The following is a 21,353-nucleotide window of genomic DNA, read 5'->3' as shown; positions in this document are numbered from 1 at the left end:
TGGTCTGCCATCTGTTCTGTCCTTCGGACACGACGGGGAGCAGCGGCGCTCACCACCGGGCTGAGGCGCTCACTGCGCACGATGTGCTGATCGAGCAGCTCGAGTCGATGTGTGCGATGACCTGGTCGCATCCCGCGATCAGGTGTCAGTCGTCCGGGACGACGACGTGTTTGCCCGGCGTGGTGCCGGATTCGAGGTCGGCCTGGGCGTCACGGACCTGTTCCAAGCCGTGGTAGACCTTCGCGACCGGGACGTTGAGGTGTCCTTCGGCGATGGCCTGGAGCTGGTGGGCGAGGACGTCGGCCGGGAGGTCGGCGGCCTCACCCGCGTAGGAAGTCAGCCGCACCCCGCCCGGGATCATGAACGGGGAGAAGTCCGGAATCGTCCACTGGCCCGCCAGGGCTCCGGTGAAGCAGACCGTGCCGTGGCGGCGGACGGTGCGGAAGGTGTCAGCGAGGACCGAGCAGCCCACCAGCTCCAGTACGGCGTCGACACCGTCCGGCAACAGCTCGCGCACCTGGACGGCGATCGTGCCGCTGTCGACGAGGGGATGGTCGACGCCCGCGGCCCGCAGTTCCCCGGCCCGCTCCGCACGGCGGGTGGTGGACAGCACGGTGGCTCCCAGGTCCTTCGCGATCGTGGCCGCGCTCAGCCCGACCGTGGACGTGCCGCCGCGGATCAGCAGCGTCTGCCCGGGCCTGAGGTCCAGGCCGGTGGTCAGCGATCCGTAGGCGGTCTGGAACATCTCCGGCAGCGCGCCTACGACGTCCCAGGGCAGGCCGGTCTCGAACGGGATGACCTGCCCGGCGGGGACGGTCACGTACTGGGCGTACGCGCCGTCGTAGGAGCGGCCCATGCCGCCCATCATGGTCGCGACCTGCTGTCCCGGGCGCAGCCCGCTGTCCTCGTCGGCCTCATCGACCACGCCGACGCCCTCGATGCCGGGGATGCGCGGGTAGGTGACCTCCGCATCCGACTCGCCCTTGCGGGTGGTGACCTCGGACTCATGGACGCCGAACGCCTTCACCCTGATCCGCACCCAGCCGGGCTTGCGGACGGGCACCGGCACATCCTTGATCTCCAGTGCGTCGAGGCCGCCGGGCCGGGTGACGACGACGGCCCGCATCGTCGCGGGGGTGGTGCAGCCGGCTGCTGTCGGTTGGCTCATGTCGAGTTCCTTTGCCTGTTCTCTCCCGTGGTGCGCGGTTCCGTATCGCCCGGTGGCCGTCAGGGGCGGTCGATGCCCTCCCACAGGTCGAGCGCCTCCTGATAGTGGGCATGCGCCTCGAAGGGAAGGTTGCCGACGCTTCCCGAGATGGGCCGGTCCGTGACGGCGGGCCACAGACGGGCCTGCTCGCCGGTGGCGAAGTCGAGCACGATGTCGCGGATACGAGTGTCACGCTCGGCCTGCTCGGCACTGCGGCCCGGCTTTTCCTGGCCGACCAGGGCGTACATCTCGGTGCCGTGCACGGCGGGCGCGCCCTCGGCGGGCCCGATCAGAACGAGATGGGCGTTGCCGCCCGCCGCGGCGTGCGCCAGGGCGCCGCGGGCTGCCGGGAGCCCGAAGATGTAGTCCGACAGGAGTGCGGCGCGGACCTCGGCAGGGGTGCGGCCGCCCTGGTCGTAGGCGTCGACGATCTTCGTGGCGCGGGAGCGGGGAATGCGCCACCCCGCGACCTCGTCGACGATGCGGCCGACGGTGTGCGGGTCGAACCGGTCGAGATCGTTCGCCACCCACCAGCCCATGTCGTCACTGGCAAAGCTCAACAGGACGTCGACGTCACGGTGCGTGCCCGAGGCGAGTACGTCCATGGGATGGGCGTGCAGCACCGCGCCGGGCTGCCGGGTGTCCAGGACGACTCCGAGGCTCTTGCTGTCCATCCCGCCACGGGCTCCGAGGTCCGTCGGGGTGACCTTGTGCAGGGCGTCCACCAGGGAGGCCGTGTCCCGGTCGATCAGCTTCTCGGGGTTGTCCGCGACGCCGAGTTCGGTGACGAACCGGTGGGCGAGTTCCTCGGCCCACCAGGCCGGCTGGAGACGTGAGGGCCCGGCGGAGAACCCGGCCAGTCGCCGGTACAGGCCGTTGGCGGAAGAGGCTCCGAGCAACCCGAAGGTGGAGTAGGCGCCGCCGCTGTGTCCGTAGACCGTGACGTTGTCGGGGTCGCCACCGAAGTGGAGGATGTTCCGCTTGATCCAGGTCAGCGCGGCGATGACGTCCTGCAGACAGAGGTTGCCGGCCTCGGCGAGCCGCCCGCCGTACTGGGAGAGCGAGACCGCCCCCAGCGCACCGAGCCGGTAGTTGATCGACACACTCACCACACGCCCGGACGCGGCGAGACCGGCGGCGTTCGAGGTGATCTGCGTGTTCGCGCCGTACTCGAATCCGCCGCCGTGGATGTACACGGTCACCGGCAGCGCCTTCCCGACCGGCTCCTCGGGAGCCCACACGTTCAGGTTCAGGCAGTCCTCACCCATCCCGCTGTCCGCCTCGAGCCAGTCGCCGCCGTCGGGCTGGACGGAGACGACGCCCTTGCGGTCATAGGGGCGGTCCGGATCGAAGCCCGCGACCACGGGGCGGCGGTACCGCTCGGCGGTGGCATACGGGATTCCCCACCAGGACCGCACCCCTGGTGCAGTTGGGGCCTTGGGAGCGGTGGCGGTCATGGCACGTCCTTCCAGCGCGGTTCGGGTGCTTCGCGCGGTGCTCCGACTACTGGTTGCTCGCGGTGACGCCTCCCATCGTTTCCCGGGATCCGACAAAGTCCCCGGTCGGAAGCGGTCACATGGTGGTCAGCAAGTGACACTTCTTTGCTTCTCTTCTGTCGTCACCCAGGCCGTCGAGGGGAGGTCCGGGTGGCCTGGGGTCTGCCATCAGCGGGCCCGGAAGACCTTGGGAAGCCAGCCGAGCAGGCGCTGCATGGGGCGGCGGCACCGGTGAGCTGCCGTCGAGGTCGAGCCTCAGCGGTGCGGCAAACGGCTGCAGCGCCGGGCCCGGTCAGCCGTGCTGAAAGCCAGAGGGCCGTGCGCGGCCACGGTGTTCGTCACCCACCGCAAGCCGGGCCCCGTCAAGTCGGTCAGCGCGCGGACGGCCAGAGGTCGGTCACCCGCCGCCGCGCTCCGCTCACGGGTGGGTCGTGGTGTCGCGGGCCGCGAAGGCGGCGGGGGTGAGACCGGTGCGGTCGCGGAAGAAGCGGCCGAAGTTCGCGGCGTCGGTGAAGCCGAGGTGGATGGCCACAACCCGGGCATCCCACCGGGCAACTCCCAGCAGGCGCCGGGCTTCGAGGAGGCGCCGCTCGTCGATGAGTTCACGCACGCCCTTGCCGGTGGCGTCCCGGGCGGCGCGGCTGAGGGTGCGGACCGAGCAGCCGAGCAGTTCGGCGTAGTCCGCGGCCTGGTGCAGCTCGCGGAAGTGCAGCTCCAGGGCGTCCAGGAAGCGTCCGTACCTGTCGGCACGACCCGTGCCGGCCGTGGCCGTGCCGACGGGGACGATGCCTGGGGAGTTGGCCAGGCGCAGCAGCAGCGATTCGAGCAGGCTGCGGCGCAGGGCGTGGTGGACGTCGAGGGGGCGGCGCCCGAGGGCGCGGTGTTCGTCCAGGAGCTGGAGTGCCGTCTGCTGGAGCCAGGCGGTGTCGTCGGGGTGCGGGCTCAGCACGGCTGGGGCGTCGTGCGCGGTGAGCGGGGCCAGGAGACGGGCGATGTCGGGCCGCAGCACGTCGGGTTCGAACAGGATGAACGGGCCGCGGGCCGCGCCGGGCGGATGCCAGCACTGCGCGTGCCCTGGACGCACCCACAGCCACTGGCCGGGGGCGACGGTCCACGTGACGTGGTCGACGTCGTGCCGCAGCTCGCCCTCGGTGACAGCGATGAGGTAGTGGAAGGTGGCACGGCCCGGACGGGGCGGATTCCACGGCCAGTCGTCGTGCTGGGCGAAGAAATCCTCGACGGTACTCACCTCAAGGCCATAGGGAGTACCGACCGGGGGCTGGAAACCGTACAGCGGAACCGCAGCCGGGCGGGCCGCACTTCCGCTCGGGACGGGTTGTCGCTTGCCGACCATCACGTGTCCGCAGCCTACCGTCCTTCCAGTCGGCTGCGACGGAAGGATGGACCTGCCACCGCGCCCGCGCGGCGCGCCCTCCCCCTCCTTCGATGCCGCAGCCCGTCACCACCTGAGGAAGGCAATGTCCCATGAACGGACCGACCCTGCACAAGACCGCCGCCGACTGCGCGGAGGAACTCCCCGGAGCCCAGCTGGAGCACCCCTTCGGCCCCGACTGGGAGGTCTTCAAGGTGCGCGGCAAGGTGTTCATGCTGATGACCGAGGTCCCGGGGCGTCCGGTCGTGATCCTCAAGGCTGACCCCGGCGAGGCCCACGCGCTGCGGGAGCAGTACAGCCACATCACCCCCGGTTACCACATGAACAAGAGGCACTGGATCACCCTGGAGAGCGGAGAAGGCGTCGACAAGGAGCTTGTCAGGGAACTCGTCACCGACTCCTACCGGCTCATCGTCGCCCGCCTGCCCAGGGCCGAGCAGCCCGTCGACCCGCACACCTACGGCACCGGCACCCGGGCGTCCCGGTGAGCGCGGCCCCGGTGACCGGCTCCAGGACACCGCCCGCCAGGCGGCCCTCGCCCTCCCCGACGTCAGCCACAGCTACCCCTTCACCCCCGGACTCGACGTGTACAAGGTCCCGGGAAAGGTGTTCCTGATCATCACCGACGACCCGGACGAGCAGATCATCACGGTCAAGTGAGAACCCGAACACGCCCGCGCGCAAGTACGCGACCACGCCTCGATCACACCGGGCCGCTACCTCGACAAACGCCGCTGGATCTCGCTCGGGGCAGGTCCCGGCATCACCAAGCGGCTGGTCACCGACGCGGTCGAGGATTCCTACGACCTGGTCGTCGAGCGGCTGCCGCGACGCGACCGCCCCGAGGCTCGATGAGTTCGGCGAGCTTGCTCGCGAGCGGTTGAGCCGACGACTGTCAGTGCCACGTGCAAGGCTCGTCATGTCAGCACACGTCCGCACACGTCCGCCTGCGACCGAGAGACCGATGGAACCGACCGAAGCGACCCTGCCGCTCTTCGGCGAGGAGCCCGCCCGGCCCCTCGCCGACCGCCTGCGCCCCACCCGGCTGGAAGATGTCGTCGGGCAGGACCACCTCCTTACCCCAGACGCCCCGCTGGGCCGCATGGTCGCCCAGCGGCACCTCAGCTCCGCCATCCTGTGGGGCCCGCCCGGCGTCGGGAAAACGACCATCGCCCGGCTCCTCGCGGACGCCGGCCACCTGGGCTTCGAACCGGTGTCGGCCACCTTCTCCGGCGTGGCCGATCTGCGCAAGGTCTTCGTCGCCGCACGCAGCCGACGCGGCATCGGCCAGGGCACCCTGCTGTTCGTCGACGAGATCCACCGCTTCAACCGCGCCCAGCAGGACAGCTTCCTGCCCTACGTCGAGGACGGCACAGTCACCCTGATCGGCGCCACCACCGAGAACCCGAGCTTCGAACTCAACGGCGCTCTCCTCTCCCGCACCCAGGTCCTCGTCCTCAAACGCCTCGACGAAGCCGCACTGACCATGCTCCTCGACCGCGCCGAACAGCTCACCGGCCACCGTCTGCCCCTGGACGACGACGCCCGCCGCGCCCTGATCGCCATGGCCGACGGCGACGGCCGCTACCTCCTCAACATGGCCGAACAGCTCCAGGCCCTCCCGGACACCGGGACTCCCCTGGACACCGCCGGGCTCGCCCATCACATCCAGCAGCGGGCCCCGCTGTACGACAAGGCACAGGAGGGCCACTACAACCTGATCTCCGCACTGCACAAGTCGATGCGTGGCTCCGATCCGGACGCGGCCCTGTACTGGCTCGCCCGCATGCTCGACGGCGGCGAGGACCCGCTGTTCGTGGCCCGCCGCCTGGTCCGCTTCGCGAACGAGGACATCGGCATGGCCGATCCACACGCCGTCCAGCAGACCCTCGCCGCCTGGGACGTGTACGACCGGCTCGGCTCCCCCGAGGGCGAGTTGGCGATCGCCCAGGCCGTCGTCTACCTCGCCACGGCCCCCAAGTCCATCGCCGTCTACCGCGGCTTCGACGCCGCACACCGATCCGCACGCCAGACCGGCTCGCTCATGCCGCCCGCCCACATCCTCAACGCCCCGACCCGGCTGATGAAGAACCTCGGCTACGGCAAGGACTACCACTACGACCCGGATACGGCCGACGGCTTCTCCGGTGACGACTACTTCCCCGACGGCATGGACCGCGAGACGTACTACCGGCCCACCCGCAACGGCTACGAAGCTCAGATCAGCGAACGCCTGCGCCACTGGGCCGATGTGCCCGCAGGCAACGCGGCTGACCAGGCTCCGAACAGTGCACGGTCCAGCACGAGCGCTCTCACATCATCCCAGCACGAACCCAGCACGGTACGGATGACCAGGGATGACAACAGGTGACGAGGGGTCAGCTATCCCAGCACCATCCCAGCACGGGATAAAACAAAGGGCCCGGCTCCGAAGAGCCGGACCCTCCCTGAACTGCATGTTTGCCAGATCGGCGATGTGGCGGTAAGTCAGCCGCTACACATTGAAGCGGAACTCCACCACGTCCCCGTCCTGCATGACGTAGTCCTTGCCCTCCATCCGCGCCTTGCCCTTGGCGCGGGCCTCGGCGACCGAACCCGTCTCCACCAGGTCCTCGAAGGAGATGACCTCCGCCTTGATGAAGCCCTTCTGGAAGTCGGTGTGGATGACACCGGCGGCCTCGGGGGCGGTGGCGCCCTTCTTGATGGTCCAGGCGCGGGATTCCTTGGGGCCGGCCGTGAGGTAGGTCTGCAGGCCGAGGGTGTTGAAACCCACGCGCGCGAGGGTGGTCAGGCCCGGCTCCTCGGCGCCGACGGACTCCAGGAGCTCCATGGCGTCCTCCTCGTCCAGCTCGGCGAGGTCCGCCTCGAGCTTGGCGTTGAGGAAGATCGCCTCGGCGGGCGCGACCAGGGCGCGCTGCTCGGCCTTGAAGTCCTCGTCGACCAGTTCGTCCTCGTCGACGTTGAAGACGTAGAGGAAGGGCTTCGTGGTCAGGAGGTGGAGGTCGTGGAGGAGCTCCTCGTTGCCGGAGCCCTGGACGATGCCCGCCGAGAACAGCGTGTCGCCCTTCTCCAGGATCTCCCTCGCCGCCTCGACCGCCGCCACCTTGGGAGCCACGTCCTTCTTGATCCGCGACTCCTTCTGGAGCCGGGGCAGGACCTTCTCGATGGTCTGGAGGTCGGCGAGGATCAGCTCGGTGTTGATCGTCTCGATGTCGTCCTTCGGCGAGACCTTGCCGTCGACATGCACGACGTTCTCGTCCTTGAAGGCGCGGATGACCTGGCAGATCGCGTCGGACTCACGGATGTTCGCGAGGAACTTGTTGCCCAGGCCCTCGCCCTCGGACGCGCCCTTCACGATGCCCGCGATGTCGACGAAGTCGACGGTCGCCGGGAGGATGCGCTGCGAAGAGAAGATTTCGGCCAGTTTCGTCAGCCGGGCGTCAGGGACGCCGACGACGCCCACATTGGGCTCGATCGTGGCGAACGGGTAGTTGGCCGCGAGCACGTCGTTCTTGGTCAGGGCGTTGAACAGGGTCGACTTGCCGACATTCGGCAGGCCGACGATTCCGATCGTGAGCGACACGTTGCGACTTCCCGTACGTGAGAGACATCAGGGGACTGGGGCGGTGGGCCCGGTCCTTCTTCGGTGCACGGGCGGGCCGATCCACCAGTCTACGGCGTACCGGTCCCCGCCCCGGCTCCCCGTCGAACGCTTGGCCAGGCTCCGCCCATCGGCGTGTCTGAGGGGCGATTGCACACATAAACCGACCTAAGTTGGTCCGGTGGAGCAACACGGGTCGGGACCACCGCACAACGGAGCACGACGCGGCACGCCCCCGCTGCCCCCGCAGGCGAAGCGCGGCGGAAGCGGTGGGGGTGCGGGCGGTGGTGCGCGACCTGCCGGTCAGCGCCGCCCCGCCACGCGCCCGGCAGCGCGGCAGCCCGGCCCGCCGCCGGCCGAGGCCGTACGGCGGCTGCCCAACCCGCGGCTGACCGGGCTGGGCAGCGGACTGTTCAGCGGGGCGGTGATGTTCACGCTCGGCTGTCTCGACCAGCTGCTGTTCGGGGCGTCGCTGACCCTGTACGGCGTGCTGTTCCTGCCGGTGTGCCTGCTGACGGCGCTCTGGGTGCGCAAGAGCGACCTGGCGACCGCACCCGTCGTCGTACCGATCGCCTTCGCGGCGGGCCTGCTCCCGGTGGCCGACAGCAGCGGCGGGCTGCTCGGCCGGCTGATGGGCCTGGTGACGGCACTGGCCACGCAGGCCGGGTGGCTGTACGGGGGAACCCTCGTCGCGGGCCTGATCGTCACGGGACGGAAGGCGGCCCTGATGCGCCGCCGACGCACCGGCGACCGCCGTCCGCCGCGGTACAACGCGGCTGGGGGTCCCCCACGCCCTTAGGCAGTGGGGGAATGCGTGCCAGACGCAGCGGGCAGGCGGGAATTCGACGACAGGCCCTAGGCCCGGCTCTGACTCTCCGCGGCGTGCATCGCCGCGCCCACGATCCCCGCGTTGTTCTGCAGCTGCGCCGGGACGATCTCCGCCTTGATGCCGTCGATGAAGGGCAGGAACTTCTGGGACTTACGGCTGACGCCGCCGCCGATGACGATCAGTTCGGGTGAGAACAGCATCTCGACGTGGGCGAGGTACTTCTGCACGCGGTGCGCCCAGTGCTCCCAGGTCAGCTCGCCGTCCTCCCTGGCCTTGCTGGAGGCGCGCTTCTCCGCGTCGTGGCCGTGCAGCTCCAGGTGGCCCAGCTCGGTGTTGGGCACCAGGGTGCCGTCGACGAACAGGGCACTGCCGATGCCGGTGCCGAAGGTCAGCAGGATGACCGTGCCCCGGCGGCCCCGGCCGGCGCCGAAGTGCATCTCGGCGACGCCCGCCGCGTCCGCGTCGTTGACGACGGTCACCGGCAGGCCGCCCAGGCGGGCGCCGAACAACGCGCTCGCGTCCGTGTCGATCCAGCTCTTGTCGACGTTGGCCGCCGTACGGATGGTGGATCCGCCGGTGACCACGCCGGGGAAGGTGAGGCCGACCGGGCCGGTCCAGCCGAAGTGCTCGACGACCTGCTTCACGCCGTCGGCAACGCCGTCGGGCGTCGCCGGGTGCGGAGTGAGCACCTTGCAGCGCTCCTGAGCCAGGTCGCCCTTGTCCAGGTCCACAGGGGCGCCCTTGATCCCGGACCCACCGATGTCCACACCGAAGATCTGCATGGCTCTACGTTACGACGGACGACTGACAGTCACTCCGGCGAGGTGCCGGTTCGCTCCGCGATCAGCGCCGCCGCCTCCTCGCGCAGGTCGCGGCGGAGCTCCTTGGGCAGCGAGAACGTGATGGACTCCTCGGCCGCCTTGACGATCTCGACGTCCTCGAAGCCGCGCTGCGCGAGCCACTCCAGGACCTGCTCGACCAGGACCTCCGGGACGGAGGCTCCGGAGGTGACGCCGACCGTGGACACGCCCTCCAGCCAGGCCTCGTCGATCTCGTCGGCGAAGTCCACGAGGTAGGCCTCGCGCGAGCCCGCGAGCTTGGCGACCTCGACGAGCCGCTTGGAGTTGGAGGAGTTGCGGGAGCCGACGACGATCACCAGCTCGGCCTCGGCGCCCATCTGCTTCACCGCGAGCTGGCGGTTCTGCGTGGCGTAGCAGATGTCGTCACTGGGCGGCGAGATCAGCTGCGGGAACTTCTCCTGCAGTGCGTCGACGGTCTCCATGGTCTCGTCGACGGAGAGGGTGGTCTGGGACAGCCAGACGACCTTGGACGGGTCGCGGACCTCGACCTTGGCGACGTCCCCCGGCCCGTCGACGAGCTGGATGTGCTCGGGGGCCTCGCCGGAGGTGCCGATGACCTCCTCGTGGCCCTCGTGCCCGATCAGGAGGATGTCGTAGTCCTCCTTGGCGAAGCGGACGGCTTCCTTGTGGACCTTGGTGACGAGCGGGCAGGTCGCGTCGATGGTGGCGAGCCTGCCGCGCTCGGCCTCCTCGTGGACGACCGGGGCCACGCCGTGCGCGGAGAACATCACGATGTTCCCCTCGGGGACCTCCTCCGTGCGCTCGACGAAGACGGCGCCCTTCTTCTCCAGGGTCTGCACGACGTACTTGTTGTGCACGATCTCGTGCCGGACATAGATCGGAGCCCCGTACTGCTCCAGGGCTTTCTCGACGGCGATCACGGCGCGGTCCACACCCGCGCAGTAGCCCCGGGGGGCGGCGAGCAGGACACGGCGGCCAGGCGAAGCAGTCATGCGGTCCATCGTAAGGCCGGGCTCGGGGGGCGGAAGATCGCGTCGCCCCCGCCGCCCCTGCCCATTCCCGTCCCCTGGGGGCTGCAGCCCCCTGACCCCCGCTTTCGGCCTGAACGGCCTCGTCCTCAAACGCCGGACGGGCTGAAGGACGCAGCCCGGAGTTGTCAGTCTTGGCCGTTACGCTCGCGGCATGGCTCTCAACACGTCCCCAGAAGCGCCCCTGCCCGTCGGTGAGGTCTCGCGGCTCATCGGTGGGTGGATCGACCGGCTGGGGGCCGTCTGGGTCGAGGGGCAGATCACTCAGCTCTCGCGGCGGCCCGGCGCCGGGGTCGTGTTTCTGACACTGCGGGATCCGTCGCACGACATCTCGGTCAGCGTCACCTGCTACCGGCAGGTCTTCGACGCCGTCGCCGATGTGGTGAGCGAGGGTGCGCGGGTCGTCGTACTCGCGAAACCGGAGTGGTATGCGCCACGGGGGCAGCTGTCCCTGAGGGCCGCCGAGATAAGGCCCGTGGGGGTCGGTGAACTCCTCGCGCGGCTGGAGCAGTTGAAGAAGTCCCTCGCCGCCGAGGGGCTGTTCGCGTCCGAGCGGAAGAAGGCGCTGCCCTTTCTGCCGCAGCTCATCGGGCTGGTCTGCGGCCGCGCCTCGGCCGCCGAGCGGGACGTACTGGAGAACGCCCGGCACCGCTGGCCCGCCGTCCGCTTCGAGGTGCGCAACGTCGCCGTGCAGGGCGTGCACGCCGTCCCGCAGGTCGTGCAGGCCGTGAAGGAGCTGGACGAGGCCGGCGAGGTGGACGTCATCATCGTCGCGCGCGGGGGCGGGAGCGTGGAGGACCTCCTTCCGTTCTCCGACGAGCAGCTCGTGCGTGCCGTCGCCGCGTGCCGTACGCCGGTCGTGTCGGCGATCGGGCACGAGCCCGACAACCCGCTCCTCGACCACGTCGCCGACCTGCGGGCCTCCACCCCCACCGACGCCGCCAAGAAGGTCGTACCGGATGTCGGGGAGGAGTACGAGCGCGTGCAGCAGTTGCGCAACCGCGCGCGGCGGTGCGTCCAGGCGCTCGTCGAGCGGGAGGAGCGCGGGCTCGCCCAGGCGCTCGCCCGGCCCTCGATACAGGATCCGCACCGGATGATCGACGAGCGGGCCGATCATGTCGCCTCGCTGGTCGACCGTTCGCGGCGCACGCTCGGGCATCTCCTGGACCGTGCCGCCTCCGAGCTGACGCACACGCACGCGCGCGTGGTGGCCCTCTCCCCCGCCGCGACCCTGAAGCGTGGTTACGCCGTGCTGCAGAAGTCCGACGGGCATGTCGTCCGCGCCCCGGACGAGGTGGGGGCGGACGAGACACTGCGGGCGCGTGTGGCCGAGGGCGAGTTCACGGTGGTCCGGGCCGACCGAGAACGCTGAGAACACGGGAACACGGCACGGTCCGAGTCGATGCATAGGGTGGGCGGATGACCAGCAAGGTGGATGAGGCGCTCGGCTACGAGCAGGCACGGGACGAGCTGATCGAGGTCGTACGACGGCTCGAGGCGGGCGGTACGACGCTGGAGGAGTCCCTGGCGCTCTGGGAGCGGGGCGAGGAGCTGGCCAAGGTGTGCCGGCGCTGGCTGGACGGGGCCCGCGCCCGGCTGGACGCGGCCCTCGCGGAGGAAGAGGCCGCGGAAGAGACCGACGGCGAGTAGCGCACGACAAGGGGCGGTGGCGGCGGTCCGCTGTGAAGCGGATCACCACACCCCGGTTATAGTTGAACCTTGAACCTTCCTTCGCGTACCGTCGGTCTCGTCAGTCGATCCGGACCACGGTCCGGATCGGATCCCGGCGCCATCCCGGAGGAAGTTCCCGCATGTCTCTCGTTCTTGACCCCGCCGCCCAGGACCTGCTCTTCCGCGAGGCCCGTACCGCGAACACCTTCACCGACGAGCCGGTGACCGACGAGCAGATCCAGGCGATCTACGACCTGGTCAAGTACGGTCCGACCGCCTTCAACCAGTCGCCGCTGCGCGTCACCCTGGTCCGCTCCGCCGAGGCCCGTGAGCGCCTGGTCAAGCACATGGCCGAGGGCAACCAGCCCAAGACCGCCACCGCGCCCCTGGTCGCGATCCTCTCCGCGGACAACGAGTTCCACGAGGAGCTGCCGACCCTCTTCCCGCACTTCCCGGCCGCCAAGGACGTCTTCTTCTCCGAGCGCCCCGCCCGCGAGGGTGCCGCCGGCCTGAACGCCGCGCTGCAGGCCGCGTACTTCATCATCGGCGTCCGCGCCGCCGGTCTCGCCGCCGGCCCGATGACCGGCCTCGACTTCGCGGGCGTCCAGAAGGAGTTCCTGGACGACGACCACACCCCGCTGATGGTCGTCAACATCGGCAAGCCGGGCGAGGACGCCTGGTTCCCGCGCTCCCCGCGCCTGGCGTACGACGAGGTCGTCACCACGGTCTGAGCGACCCCGGACACGGCGAAGGCCCCCGCGTCACCGCGGGGGCCTTCGCCGTGCAGGAACGCCTACGCCAGTTTCAGCGCCCGCGCCATCTCCGTCAGCTGCTGGAACGAGCCCGTGCCCGCGACCACCGTCGTCGAGCCCTTGCCGGGGAGCACGAGGGCGTCGTAGCGGCCGCCGGTGTAGCGGGTCCAGGTGCGGCCGGCGATCTCCTCGGTGGCCTTCGTCGCGTTCGAACCCTGGGTCGCCTGGTCGATGAAGGTCGACGGCTTCTGAGTCGACTGCTCGATCTGCACGTACTGGCCGTCGGGCGTGTGGAAGCCCAGGTGCCAGGCGTCGAACTGGTCGCCCTGGAATCGGACCGAGGTCGCCTTCCAGTCCTTGGACAGGCCCTCGGGTGCGGCCACCGGGTAGGCGGCGGCGCGGCGCGCCGTGAGCAGTTCGACGCGGTAGTCGACCCGCGGGAGGTCCGGAGGCGAGTCGTCGTGCGGGATGAACACGTAGATGAGTGCCGCCGCGATCCCGATGAGGCCCAGGGAGAGGATCATGTCCCGGACCGTCTTCTGCTTGCCGTTCGAACCTGCCACGCCCCCTATCGTCGCAGGTGCCCGGCTCGCTCATCCGTGGGGTCCCCTGCTCATTTTGTCGGACTGACGATAGAGTCGAGGGTCGAACCCTCATCCGGCCGTCGTCGTATCAGAAAGGTGCGCCTCGATGACCGAGCATCATCACTTGCCGTCCGAGCTCGAAGTCCCCAGCGAAGCCCCCGACCGCAACCTCGCCCTCGAACTCGTCCGGGTGACCGAAGCCGCCGCGATGGCCGCGGGCCGCTGGGTCGGGCGGGGCGACAAGAACGGCGCCGACGGTGCCGCGGTGCGCGCCATGCGGACCCTCGTCTCCACCGTGTCGATGAACGGCGTGGTCGTCATCGGCGAGGGCGAGAAGGACGAGGCCCCGATGCTCTTCAACGGCGAGCGCGTCGGTGACGGGACCGGGCCGGAGTGCGACATCGCCGTCGATCCGATCGACGGCACCACCCTGACGGCCAAGGGCATGCCCAACGCGATCGCCGTGCTGGCGGCCGCGGACCGCGGGTCGATGTTCGACCCGTCCGCAGTCTTCTACATGGACAAACTGGTCACCGGGCCCGAGGCCGCCGACTTCGTCGACATCGACGCGCCGGTCTCCGTGAACATCCGCCGCGTCGCCAAGGCCAAGCGCTCCACGCCGGAGGACGTGACGGTGGTGATCCTCGACCGGCCGCGGCACGAGGGGATCATCAAGGAGATCCGGGAGGCCGGTGCGCGCATCAAGCTGATCTCCGACGGTGACGTCGCCGGGTCGATCTACGCGCTGCGCGAGGGCACCGGCGTCGACATGCTGCTCGGGATCGGCGGTACGCCGGAGGGGATCATCTCCGCGTGCGCCGTGAAGTGTCTGGGCGGGACGATCCAGGGCAAGCTGTGGCCCAAGGACGACGAGGAGCGGGCGCGGGCGATCGAGGCCGGGCACGATCTCGACCGGGTGCTCACCACCGACGACCTGGTCGCCGGGGAGAACGTGTTCTTCGTGGCGACCGGGATCACGGACGGGGAGTTGCTGCGGGGGGTTCGGTACCGGTCGGAGACCGCCACCACCGAGTCGATCGTCATGCGGTCGAAGTCGGGGACGGTGCGGCAGATCAACTCCGAGCATCGGCTGAGCAAGCTGCGCGCTTACAGCGCGATTGATTTTGATCGTGCCAAGTAGCTCGGGGCTGCAGTTTGTTGGCGGGTGCGGGTAGTTCGTGGCTTGTCGCGCACTTCCCCGCGCCCCTTAGTAACGTGCAGTGCCGCCTGCCTTCAAGCGCGCGGCGGCGATGACAGCGATGGGGCGCCCCCGGTGCGGTGGGGGCGCCCCATCGGCGTGTGTGCGCTGGGCGGTCAGCCCGCTGCCGCTATGCGGCCCTGGGAGCGGGCCGTCTTCTTGAGCTCCATCTCGCGGCGGCGCCTGCGCGCCAGGACCACGCGGCGTTCGGCGGCGGTGAGGCCGCCCCAGACGCCGTAGGGCTCCGGTTGCAGCAGTGCGTGCTCGCGGCACTCGACCATGACGGGACAGCGGGCGCAGACGCGCTTGGCCGCCTCCTCGCGGGAGAGCCGGGCGGCGGTGGGTTCCTTGGAAGGTGCGAAGAACAGGCCGGCCTCATCGCGCCGGCACACCGCCTCGGTGTGCCATGGGGCGTCTTGGTCCCTGTCCCGCACTGGCACCCGCTGGGCCGGAACGGCAGCTACATGCAGGGACGAATGCGGCGGTTGCAGCACGGTCTACTCCTGACGACGGCTTCGCGAGCGAGCGACGATGCAGCAAGGCCTACCCGCTGTGCGCGAGCCTATGCACTGAGTTCCGAACCGCTGGATTTCGCGTGCTCGCGAGCGCCTCGGGCGCGCGACCGCGGGCGGCCCCATACCCAGCGGGCGCGCCGGAATTAACAACCGTCAACGATTCAGGTGTTTGCGCAAACTCTTGTCGACCTTGTGCTGGACGCGGTCGAGGATGTCCGCGACGAGCTTGCCCCGCTTCGGCCGGGCCTCGACGCTGCCCAGCACGGCCCAGCCGTCGACGTAGACCACCGGGGCGTTCGCTTCGGTCGAGTCGAGGTTGTCCACCTCGAAGCTGCCGAGCACCCCGCCGCCGGTGCCGCGCAGTGACACGTTCTCCGGGACGCGGACCTCGACGCTGCCGCAGAACGAGAACGTCTTGATCGCGACCTGCTGGTACTCGAAGAGGGCCTCGCTGAGGTCTATCTCCACGCTGCCGAAGATCGCGTACGCATGGATGCGGCGCCCCGCACGCCAGCGGCCCTTGCGGACGGCGCTGCTGAACACCGCCACCACGTTGTCGTCGGGGTCGGCCGGGATCGCGCCCACCGTGGGGCGGCTCGGGGCGGCGGCGAAGGCGGGGGTCGCGCGATGCTGGTGGGCCGCGGGCAGGTCCCGTATGAAGACCTCCAGTTCGCCGACCGTCTTGGCGGCGAGCACACCCTCGACGCGCTCGGCGTGCTCGTCGGCGGTCAGGCGGCCCTCGGCGAGGGCCTCGCGCAGGAGGTCGGCGATGCGGTCACGGTCGGCGTCGGAGGCGCGCAGTTCGGAAACCCGCGGTGCCGTGTCCTGGTGTCGGTCGCTCTTCTGAAGGTCCACGACAGCAGCGTACCGAAACGCGATAGATCGCGACTACCCCTCATCGAGACCTGTGGAAAACCCATACCGCTCTCGAACTGAGCCTTACCTCACAAGCCCGGTGTCAACGGCAGGTTCTACGCTGGTGAGCGCCCGCCAATGACGGCGGGCGCCGTCTGTCGAGTGAGGAATGGGCTGAGATGCCTGAGTTCGCGTACACCGATCTGCTCCCCATGGGAGAGGACACCACCCCGTACCGGCTGGTGACCTCCGAAGGTGTGTCCACCTTCGAGGCCGACGGGCGGACGTTCCTCAAGGTGGAGCCGGAGGCGCTGCGCAAGCTCGCCGAGGAGGCCATTCACGACATCCAGCACTACCTGCGGCCCGCGCACCTGGCCCAGTTGCGGCGCATCATCGACGACCCCGAGGCGTCCGGCAACGACAAGTTCGTGGCGCTGGACCTGCTGAAGAACGCGAACATCGCGGCCGCGGGCGTGCTCCCCATGTGCCAGGACACCGGCACGGCGATCGTCATGGGCAAGCGCGGGCAGAACGTCCTCACCGAGGGGGGCGACGAGGCGGCGCTGTCGAAGGGCATCTACGACGCGTACCTCAACCTCAACCTGCGGTACTCGCAGATGGCCCCGCTGACCATGTGGGACGAGAAGAACACCGGCTCCAACCTGCCGGCGCAGATCGAGCTGTACGCCACCGACGGCGGCGCGTACAAGTTCCTGTTCATGGCGAAGGGCGGCGGCTCCGCCAACAAGTCGTTCCTGTACCAGGAGACGAAAGCCGTCCTGAACGAGGCCTCCATGATGAAGTTCCTGGAGGAGAAGATCCGTTCGCTGGGTACGGCCGCGTGCCCGCCGTACCACCTGGCGATCGTGGTCGGCGGTACGTCCGCCGAGTACGCGCTGAAGACCGCGAAGTACGCCTCGGCGCACTACCTGGACGAGATCCCGGCCGAGGGCTCGGAGCTCGGTCACGGCTTCCGTGACAAGGAGCTGGAGGAGAAGGTCTTCGAGCTGACGCAGAAGATCGGGATCGGCGCACAGTTCGGCGGCAAGTACTTCTGCCACGACGTGCGTGTGGTGCGGCTGCCGCGGCACGGCGCCTCGTGCCCCGTCGCGATCGCCGTGTCCTGCTCGGCCGACCGCCAGGCCGTCGCGAAGATCACGGCGGAGGGTGTCTTCCTGGAGCAGTTGGAGACGGATCCGGCGCGGTTCCTGCCGGAGACGACGGACGAGCACCTGGAGCAGGACGGGGACGTCGTCAGGATCGACCTGAACCAGCCGATGGAGTCGATCCTCGCCGAGCTGACGAAGTACCCGGTCAAGACCCGTCTGTCCCTCACCGGTCCGCTGGTCGTGGCCCGCGACATCGCGCACGCCAAGATCAAGGAGCGGCTGGACGCGGGCGAGGAGATGCCGCAGTACCTGAAGGACCACCCGGTGTACTACGCGGGCCCCGCGAAGACCCCGGAGGGCTACGCGTCCGGCTCCTTCGGCCCGACCACGGCCGGCCGTATGGACAGCTACGTCGAGCAGTTCCAGGCGGCGGGCGGCTCCAAGGTGATGCTGGCCAAGGGCAACCGCAGCAAGCAGGTCACGGACGCGTGCGGCGCGCACGGCGGCTTCTACCTCGGCTCCATCGGCGGGCCGGCCGCCCGGCTCGCCCAGGACTGCATCAAGAAGGTCGAGGTCGTCGAGTACGAGGAGCTCGGCATGGAGGCGGTCTGGAAGATCGAGGTCGAGGACTTCCCGGCGTTCATCGTGGTGGACGACAAGGGCAACGACTTCTTCCAGGACCCGGCCCCGCAGCCGACGTTCACATCCATTCCGGTACGCGGCCCCGGCCTGGCCTAGCACCTCACGGCGCGGCGGGGCGGGGACCGGCTCTCGCCCCCCCGCCCCTACCCGTCCCACCCCCAGGGGCTGCGCCCCTTCGCCCCCGCCCCTCGGGTCCCTCGCGGGGCTCCGCCCCTGGCCACCGGCGGGGACTACGCCCTTGCACCCCGAACCCGGGGGCCGACCCCCGCACCCCTACGGCCCACCCCCAGGCCCCTTCGCGGGCTCCGCCGCGCCCCCTCGCGGGTCGCCCCTGTTCCCCGCCCGTGGCTCCGCCCCCAAACCCCCATCCGTCCATACGGGCACGTCCTGAAACGCCGGACGGGCTGAAAGGCGCAGACCGGTGCCGCAGGTGGCGTCGTCGTGTCCCGGGACGGCGGTGGCATGGGCGTAGTGCTTCGCTGAATGACTGGGGGCGTCCCAGTTCGTCCCAGGAACGGGTGGGACGGCATCTTTGGGCACTTCGCCGGAAACGCTCCGTGCTGACTGGATCACAGCCCGTGATCCGCAGGTCATCTCGGAGGGACAACCCATGATCCGACGCTCACTGCGCAGCGGCCTTGTGGCCGCGTTCGCGGTCGTCGCCGTCTTCCCGGTGGCGGCCGTCGCCTCCGCCGGGCCGGCCCCGCAGCAGGCCCACGCGCTGAACTCCACTCCCCCGCAGATCTCCGTACCGGCGTGGCAGCCGGCCCCCACGCCGTCCACGCTGCCCGCCAAGCCGAAGGCGCCGAAGTGCCACCACGGCCGCCACCAGGCGAAGGGCCGTGCCGCGCGCCACCACCGCCACCACCGGCACGTCCACGGCGTCCGGCACATCGTCAGGAACCACACCTGGGGCAATGTCGCCACCCACCGTCTGCCGCTGAACGTCCGCTCCGGGCCGGGCACCGGCTACCGCGTCGTCGGCTCGCGGGCGGTGGGTTCCAGCGTGGCCCTCACCTGCAAGGTGCGGGGTTCCAACGTCCGCGGCAACCACCGCTGGTACCGGCTCGCCCACCACAGGGGCTGGGTCTCCGCCCGCTACGTGCACAACCTCGGCACCGTCCGCTGGTGCTGACGCCCCCTCGACCGCACCGGTCGTGATCCCCGGTACCTCCCGGCGGGCGGCGCAAGCCCGCCGGGAGATGCCGTCCGGTAATCCGCCGATCACACCCCCACTCGGCGTAATCGCAGGTCAACTCAGTCAACTCCCCTTCATATTCCGGTGATCGCGGTATGGCCGGGCGCCGCCGCCGGGAACACATCAGGGCGGTCACCCCGGCATGGCGAGGGAGCGAGATGGAGAGCCACGTGACGGTCCAGAGGCAGCCGCTGCCCGACGCGTCGCAGGACGACGGGCGGCTCCTGACGGAGCGGCTGCGTGCCCTCAAGCAGCGGACGGGACTGAGCCTGGCCGCGCTGGCCGGCGTCACCCCGTTCAGCAAGTCGACCTGGCACCGCTATCTGAACGGCGATCAGTTCCCGCCCCGGGCCGCCGTCGTGGCCCTCGTACGGCTCGCCGACGCCGACCCCGGTCCTCTCCTCGCCCTCTGGGACTCCGCGGCACGGGCGCAGGCCGACGGGGCGACCGTCGCGAAGCGGCAGCCGGACCCGTCCGTGCCGCCCGTCACCACCCGGCGCCGCCGCATCCCGCGTCCGAGTCGCGCCGTCGTCGCCCTCGCCACCATGGCCGCCACCGTGGCCGTCACCGCGGCCGCCGCGGACGTCCTGGACCCCGGCCGCACAGCGGCACCCAGGACGGCCGCCTCCTGCCACGGCAGCGACTGCCAGGGGGAACTCCCCACCTCCGAGACCTGCGCCCGGGACGCCCGCACCGAGAGCACGGTCGCCAGGGCCGCCGAGGTGGTGCTGCTGCGGTTCTCGCCGTCCTGCGCCACGGTCTGGTCCGAGCTGCGCACCCGGACGGGTGGCGCGCGGGAGATCTGGATCAGGTCGGGCCAGGACGAGCTGTCCGCGGAGTACCAGGGCGACAAGTCCGACGGGTACAGCAGCCCGATGCTGGCTTCTCCGGACCCGCGCGGGGCCCAGGCCTGCGCCGAGGTGGCCGAAAAGCCCGTGTGCACCGGCCGGTTCGGAGTGCCGGGCCGCTGATGAGCGGTACCGGCCCGCGCAACGACCCCCGGCCGGCCCAAGGTCCGGAACATCCCCGCCTCTCCGATCGCTATACGGGCATGAGCGACGACTACCGCATCGAGCACGACTCCATGGGCGAGGTCCGCGTCCCCGCCGACGCCAAGTGGCGGGCCCAGACACAGCGGGCCGTCGAGAACTTCCCGATCTCCGGCCAGCGCATCGAGCGCGCCCACATCGAGGCCCTGGCCCGGATCAAGGGCGCCGCCGCGAAGGTGAACGCGCGGCTGGGGGTGCTCGACAAGGACATCGCCGAGGCGATCCAGGAAGCCGCCGACGAGGTCGCCCGGGGTGACTGGGACGAGCACTTCCCGATCGACGTCTTCCAGACCGGCTCCGGCACCTCGTCGAACATGAACACCAACGAGGTCATCGCCACCCTTGCGACCGAGCGGCTCGGCAGGGACGTACACCCCAACGACCATGTGAACGCCTCCCAGTCGTCCAACGACGTCTTCCCGTCCTCCATCCACATCGCCGCAACCGCCGCCGTCACCCACGACCTGATCCCCGCCCTGGAACACCTCGCCGACGCCCTCACCCGCAAGTCCGAGGAGTTCGCCGACGTCGTGAAGTCCGGGCGGACGCATCTGATGGACGCCACGCCGGTGACCCTGGGACAGGAGTTCGGCGGCTACGCGGCCCAGATCCGCTACGGCGTCGAGCGGCTGCATGCCGCGCTGCCCCGCCTCGCCGAGCTGCCCCTCGGCGGGACGGCGGTCGGCACCGGCATCAACACCCCGCCCGGGTTCTCGGCCGCCGTCATCGAGGAGGTCGCCCGCGTCACGGGGCTCCCCCTCACCGAGGCACGCAACCACTTCGAGGCGCAGGGGGCGCGGGACGGGATCGTCGAGACCAGCGGACAGCTGCGGACGGTCGCCGTCGGACTGACCAAGATCGCCAACGATCTGCGGTGGATGGCGTCCGGGCCGCGTACCGGCCTCGCCGAGATCACCCTGCCCGACCTCCAGCCCGGCTCGTCGATCATGCCCGGGAAGGTCAACCCGGTCATCCCGGAGGCCGTGCTCATGGTCGCCGCCCAGGTCACCGGCAACGACGCCACCGTCGCCGCCGCCGGAGCCGCCGGCAACTTCGAGCTCAATGTGATGCTGCCGGTCATCGCCAGGAACGTCCTGGAGTCGGTCCGGCTGCTGGCCAACGTCTCCCGGCTGCTCGCCGACCGCACCGTGGACGGCATCACCGCGAACCGGGAACGGGCCCGCGAGTACGCCGAGTCCTCGCCCTCCGTGGTCACTCCGCTCAACAAGTACATCGGCTACGAGGAGGCCGCCAAGGTCGCCAAGAAGGCACTCGCGGAGCAGAAGACGATCCGCGAAGTCGTCCTGGAGAGCGGGTACGTGGAGCGCGGCGACCTCACGGCTGAGCAGCTCGACGAGGCCCTGGATGTCCTGCGGATGACGCATCCGTAACCATTCGTCGCACC

20 protein-coding genes are annotated in these 21,353 nt (G+C 70.1%); 11 read left to right on the top strand and 9 right to left on the bottom strand.

All coding sequences use genetic code 11. The features are described 5' to 3' along the window. Positions 1 to 145 precede the first annotated feature (145 nt). From ACWCRD_RS12220 to ACWCRD_RS12210, 3 genes are all read right to left on the bottom strand, one after another. Complete coding sequence (locus ACWCRD_RS12220; protein WP_450965755.1) at positions 146 to 1,168, bottom strand: alcohol dehydrogenase catalytic domain-containing protein; 1,023 nt, start codon at positions 1,166 to 1,168, stop codon at positions 146 to 148. Between the two features lie 59 nt (positions 1,169 to 1,227). Further along, positions 1,228 to 2,664: a carboxylesterase family protein gene (locus ACWCRD_RS12215; RefSeq protein ID WP_450965754.1), complete on the bottom strand. Its 1,437-nt coding sequence runs from the start codon at positions 2,662 to 2,664 to the stop codon at positions 1,228 to 1,230. Between the two features lie 457 nt (positions 2,665 to 3,121). Beyond that, positions 3,122 to 3,952 (bottom strand): helix-turn-helix domain-containing protein, encoded by an 831-nt coding sequence (locus ACWCRD_RS12210; protein WP_450965753.1) that lies wholly within the window; start codon positions 3,950 to 3,952, stop codon positions 3,122 to 3,124. Between the two features lie 236 nt (positions 3,953 to 4,188). On the opposite strand from ACWCRD_RS12210, the gene ACWCRD_RS12205 reads away from it, so the two are divergent. Together ACWCRD_RS12205 and ACWCRD_RS12200 are read left to right on the top strand one after the other, a co-directional pair. After that, on the top strand, positions 4,189 to 4,584 hold the full coding sequence (locus ACWCRD_RS12205) for an MmcQ/YjbR family DNA-binding protein (RefSeq protein WP_450965752.1): 396 nt from the start codon (positions 4,189 to 4,191) through the stop codon (positions 4,582 to 4,584). Positions 4,585 to 5,060: 476 nt separating this feature from the next. Next, on the top strand, positions 5,061 to 6,467 hold the full coding sequence (locus ACWCRD_RS12200) for a replication-associated recombination protein A (RefSeq protein ID WP_450965751.1): 1,407 nt from the start codon (positions 5,061 to 5,063) through the stop codon (positions 6,465 to 6,467). 123 nt (positions 6,468 to 6,590) lie between these two features. Here ACWCRD_RS12200 and ychF read toward each other — a convergent pair whose 3' ends face one another. After that, positions 6,591 to 7,679 (bottom strand): redox-regulated ATPase YchF, encoded by a 1,089-nt coding sequence (ychF, locus tag ACWCRD_RS12195; RefSeq protein WP_450965750.1) that lies wholly within the window; start codon positions 7,677 to 7,679, stop codon positions 6,591 to 6,593. 199 nt (positions 7,680 to 7,878) lie between these two features. Between ychF and ACWCRD_RS12190 the strand changes: the two genes are divergently transcribed. Next, positions 7,879 to 8,496 (top strand): DUF6542 domain-containing protein, encoded by a 618-nt coding sequence (locus tag ACWCRD_RS12190; protein ID WP_450965749.1) that lies wholly within the window; start codon positions 7,879 to 7,881, stop codon positions 8,494 to 8,496. 56 nt (positions 8,497 to 8,552) lie between these two features. Here ACWCRD_RS12190 and ppgK read toward each other — a convergent pair whose 3' ends face one another. Beyond that, the gene (gene ppgK, locus ACWCRD_RS12185; RefSeq protein ID WP_450965748.1) at positions 8,553 to 9,308 is read right to left on the bottom strand and encodes a polyphosphate--glucose phosphotransferase; all 756 of its coding nucleotides are present in this window, start codon (positions 9,306 to 9,308) and stop codon (positions 8,553 to 8,555) included. 29 nt (positions 9,309 to 9,337) lie between these two features. After that, entirely contained in the window at positions 9,338 to 10,348 is a 1,011-nt protein-coding gene (locus ACWCRD_RS12180; protein WP_450965747.1) for a 4-hydroxy-3-methylbut-2-enyl diphosphate reductase, read from the bottom strand. A gap of 181 nt (positions 10,349 to 10,529) precedes the next feature. Here ACWCRD_RS12180 and xseA point away from each other — a divergent pair, with 181 nt between their 5' ends. The 3 genes from xseA to ACWCRD_RS12165 all read left to right on the top strand — a co-directional run bounded on the left by xseA (position 10,530) and on the right by ACWCRD_RS12165 (position 12,777). Next, on the top strand, positions 10,530 to 11,747 hold the full coding sequence (gene xseA, locus ACWCRD_RS12175; protein WP_450965746.1) for an exodeoxyribonuclease VII large subunit: 1,218 nt from the start codon (positions 10,530 to 10,532) through the stop codon (positions 11,745 to 11,747). A gap of 47 nt (positions 11,748 to 11,794) precedes the next feature. Further along, entirely contained in the window at positions 11,795 to 12,025 is a 231-nt protein-coding gene (locus ACWCRD_RS12170; protein ID WP_450965745.1) for an exodeoxyribonuclease VII small subunit, read from the top strand. Positions 12,026 to 12,186: 161 nt separating this feature from the next. After that, positions 12,187 to 12,777 carry a malonic semialdehyde reductase gene (locus ACWCRD_RS12165; protein WP_450965744.1) on the top strand — a complete coding sequence of 197 codons (591 nt, stop codon included), beginning with the start codon at positions 12,187 to 12,189 and terminating at the stop codon, positions 12,775 to 12,777. 62 nt (positions 12,778 to 12,839) lie between these two features. Here the strand turns inward: ACWCRD_RS12165 and ACWCRD_RS12160 are convergent, their stop codons facing one another. Further along, positions 12,840 to 13,361, bottom strand: coding sequence for a DUF4245 domain-containing protein (locus ACWCRD_RS12160; protein ID WP_450965743.1), 522 nt, complete (start codon positions 13,359 to 13,361; stop codon positions 12,840 to 12,842). A 127-nt stretch (positions 13,362 to 13,488) separates the two neighbouring features. Here ACWCRD_RS12160 and glpX point away from each other — a divergent pair, with 127 nt between their 5' ends. Beyond that, a complete protein-coding gene (gene glpX, locus ACWCRD_RS12155) occupies positions 13,489 to 14,523 on the top strand; it encodes a class II fructose-bisphosphatase (RefSeq protein WP_344405575.1) in 1,035 nt (344 codons plus the stop codon). 173 nt (positions 14,524 to 14,696) lie between these two features. On the opposite strand, the gene ACWCRD_RS12150 is transcribed toward glpX, so the two are convergent. Together ACWCRD_RS12150 and ACWCRD_RS12145 are read right to left on the bottom strand one after the other, a co-directional pair. Beyond that, entirely contained in the window at positions 14,697 to 15,074 is a 378-nt protein-coding gene (locus ACWCRD_RS12150) for a WhiB family transcriptional regulator (RefSeq protein WP_450965742.1), read from the bottom strand. A 174-nt stretch (positions 15,075 to 15,248) separates the two neighbouring features. Next, positions 15,249 to 15,950: a DUF1707 SHOCT-like domain-containing protein gene (locus ACWCRD_RS12145; RefSeq protein WP_450965741.1), complete on the bottom strand. Its 702-nt coding sequence runs from the start codon at positions 15,948 to 15,950 to the stop codon at positions 15,249 to 15,251. A 179-nt stretch (positions 15,951 to 16,129) separates the two neighbouring features. On the opposite strand from ACWCRD_RS12145, the gene ACWCRD_RS12140 reads away from it, so the two are divergent. The 4 genes from ACWCRD_RS12140 (at position 16,130) to ACWCRD_RS12125 (ending at position 21,339) form a co-directional block, all read left to right on the top strand. Further along, on the top strand, positions 16,130 to 17,797 hold the full coding sequence (locus ACWCRD_RS12140) for a fumarate hydratase (protein ID WP_450965740.1): 1,668 nt from the start codon (positions 16,130 to 16,132) through the stop codon (positions 17,795 to 17,797). Between the two features lie 514 nt (positions 17,798 to 18,311). Beyond that, positions 18,312 to 18,836 carry an SH3 domain-containing protein gene (locus tag ACWCRD_RS12135; RefSeq protein WP_450965739.1) on the top strand — a complete coding sequence of 175 codons (525 nt, stop codon included), beginning with the start codon at positions 18,312 to 18,314 and terminating at the stop codon, positions 18,834 to 18,836. A 233-nt stretch (positions 18,837 to 19,069) separates the two neighbouring features. Continuing rightward, complete coding sequence (locus tag ACWCRD_RS12130) at positions 19,070 to 19,870, top strand: DUF2690 domain-containing protein (RefSeq protein WP_450965738.1); 801 nt, start codon at positions 19,070 to 19,072, stop codon at positions 19,868 to 19,870. Positions 19,871 to 19,950: 80 nt separating this feature from the next. Beyond that, the gene (locus ACWCRD_RS12125; RefSeq protein WP_450965737.1) at positions 19,951 to 21,339 is read left to right on the top strand and encodes a class II fumarate hydratase; all 1,389 of its coding nucleotides are present in this window, start codon (positions 19,951 to 19,953) and stop codon (positions 21,337 to 21,339) included. The last annotated feature ends 14 nt before the right edge of the window (positions 21,340 to 21,353 follow it).

The organism is Streptomyces sp. NPDC002092, from assembly GCF_053593775.1.
The sequence above is the reverse complement of the archived record's forward strand: the minus strand, read 5'-3'. Positions and strand labels throughout refer to the sequence as shown.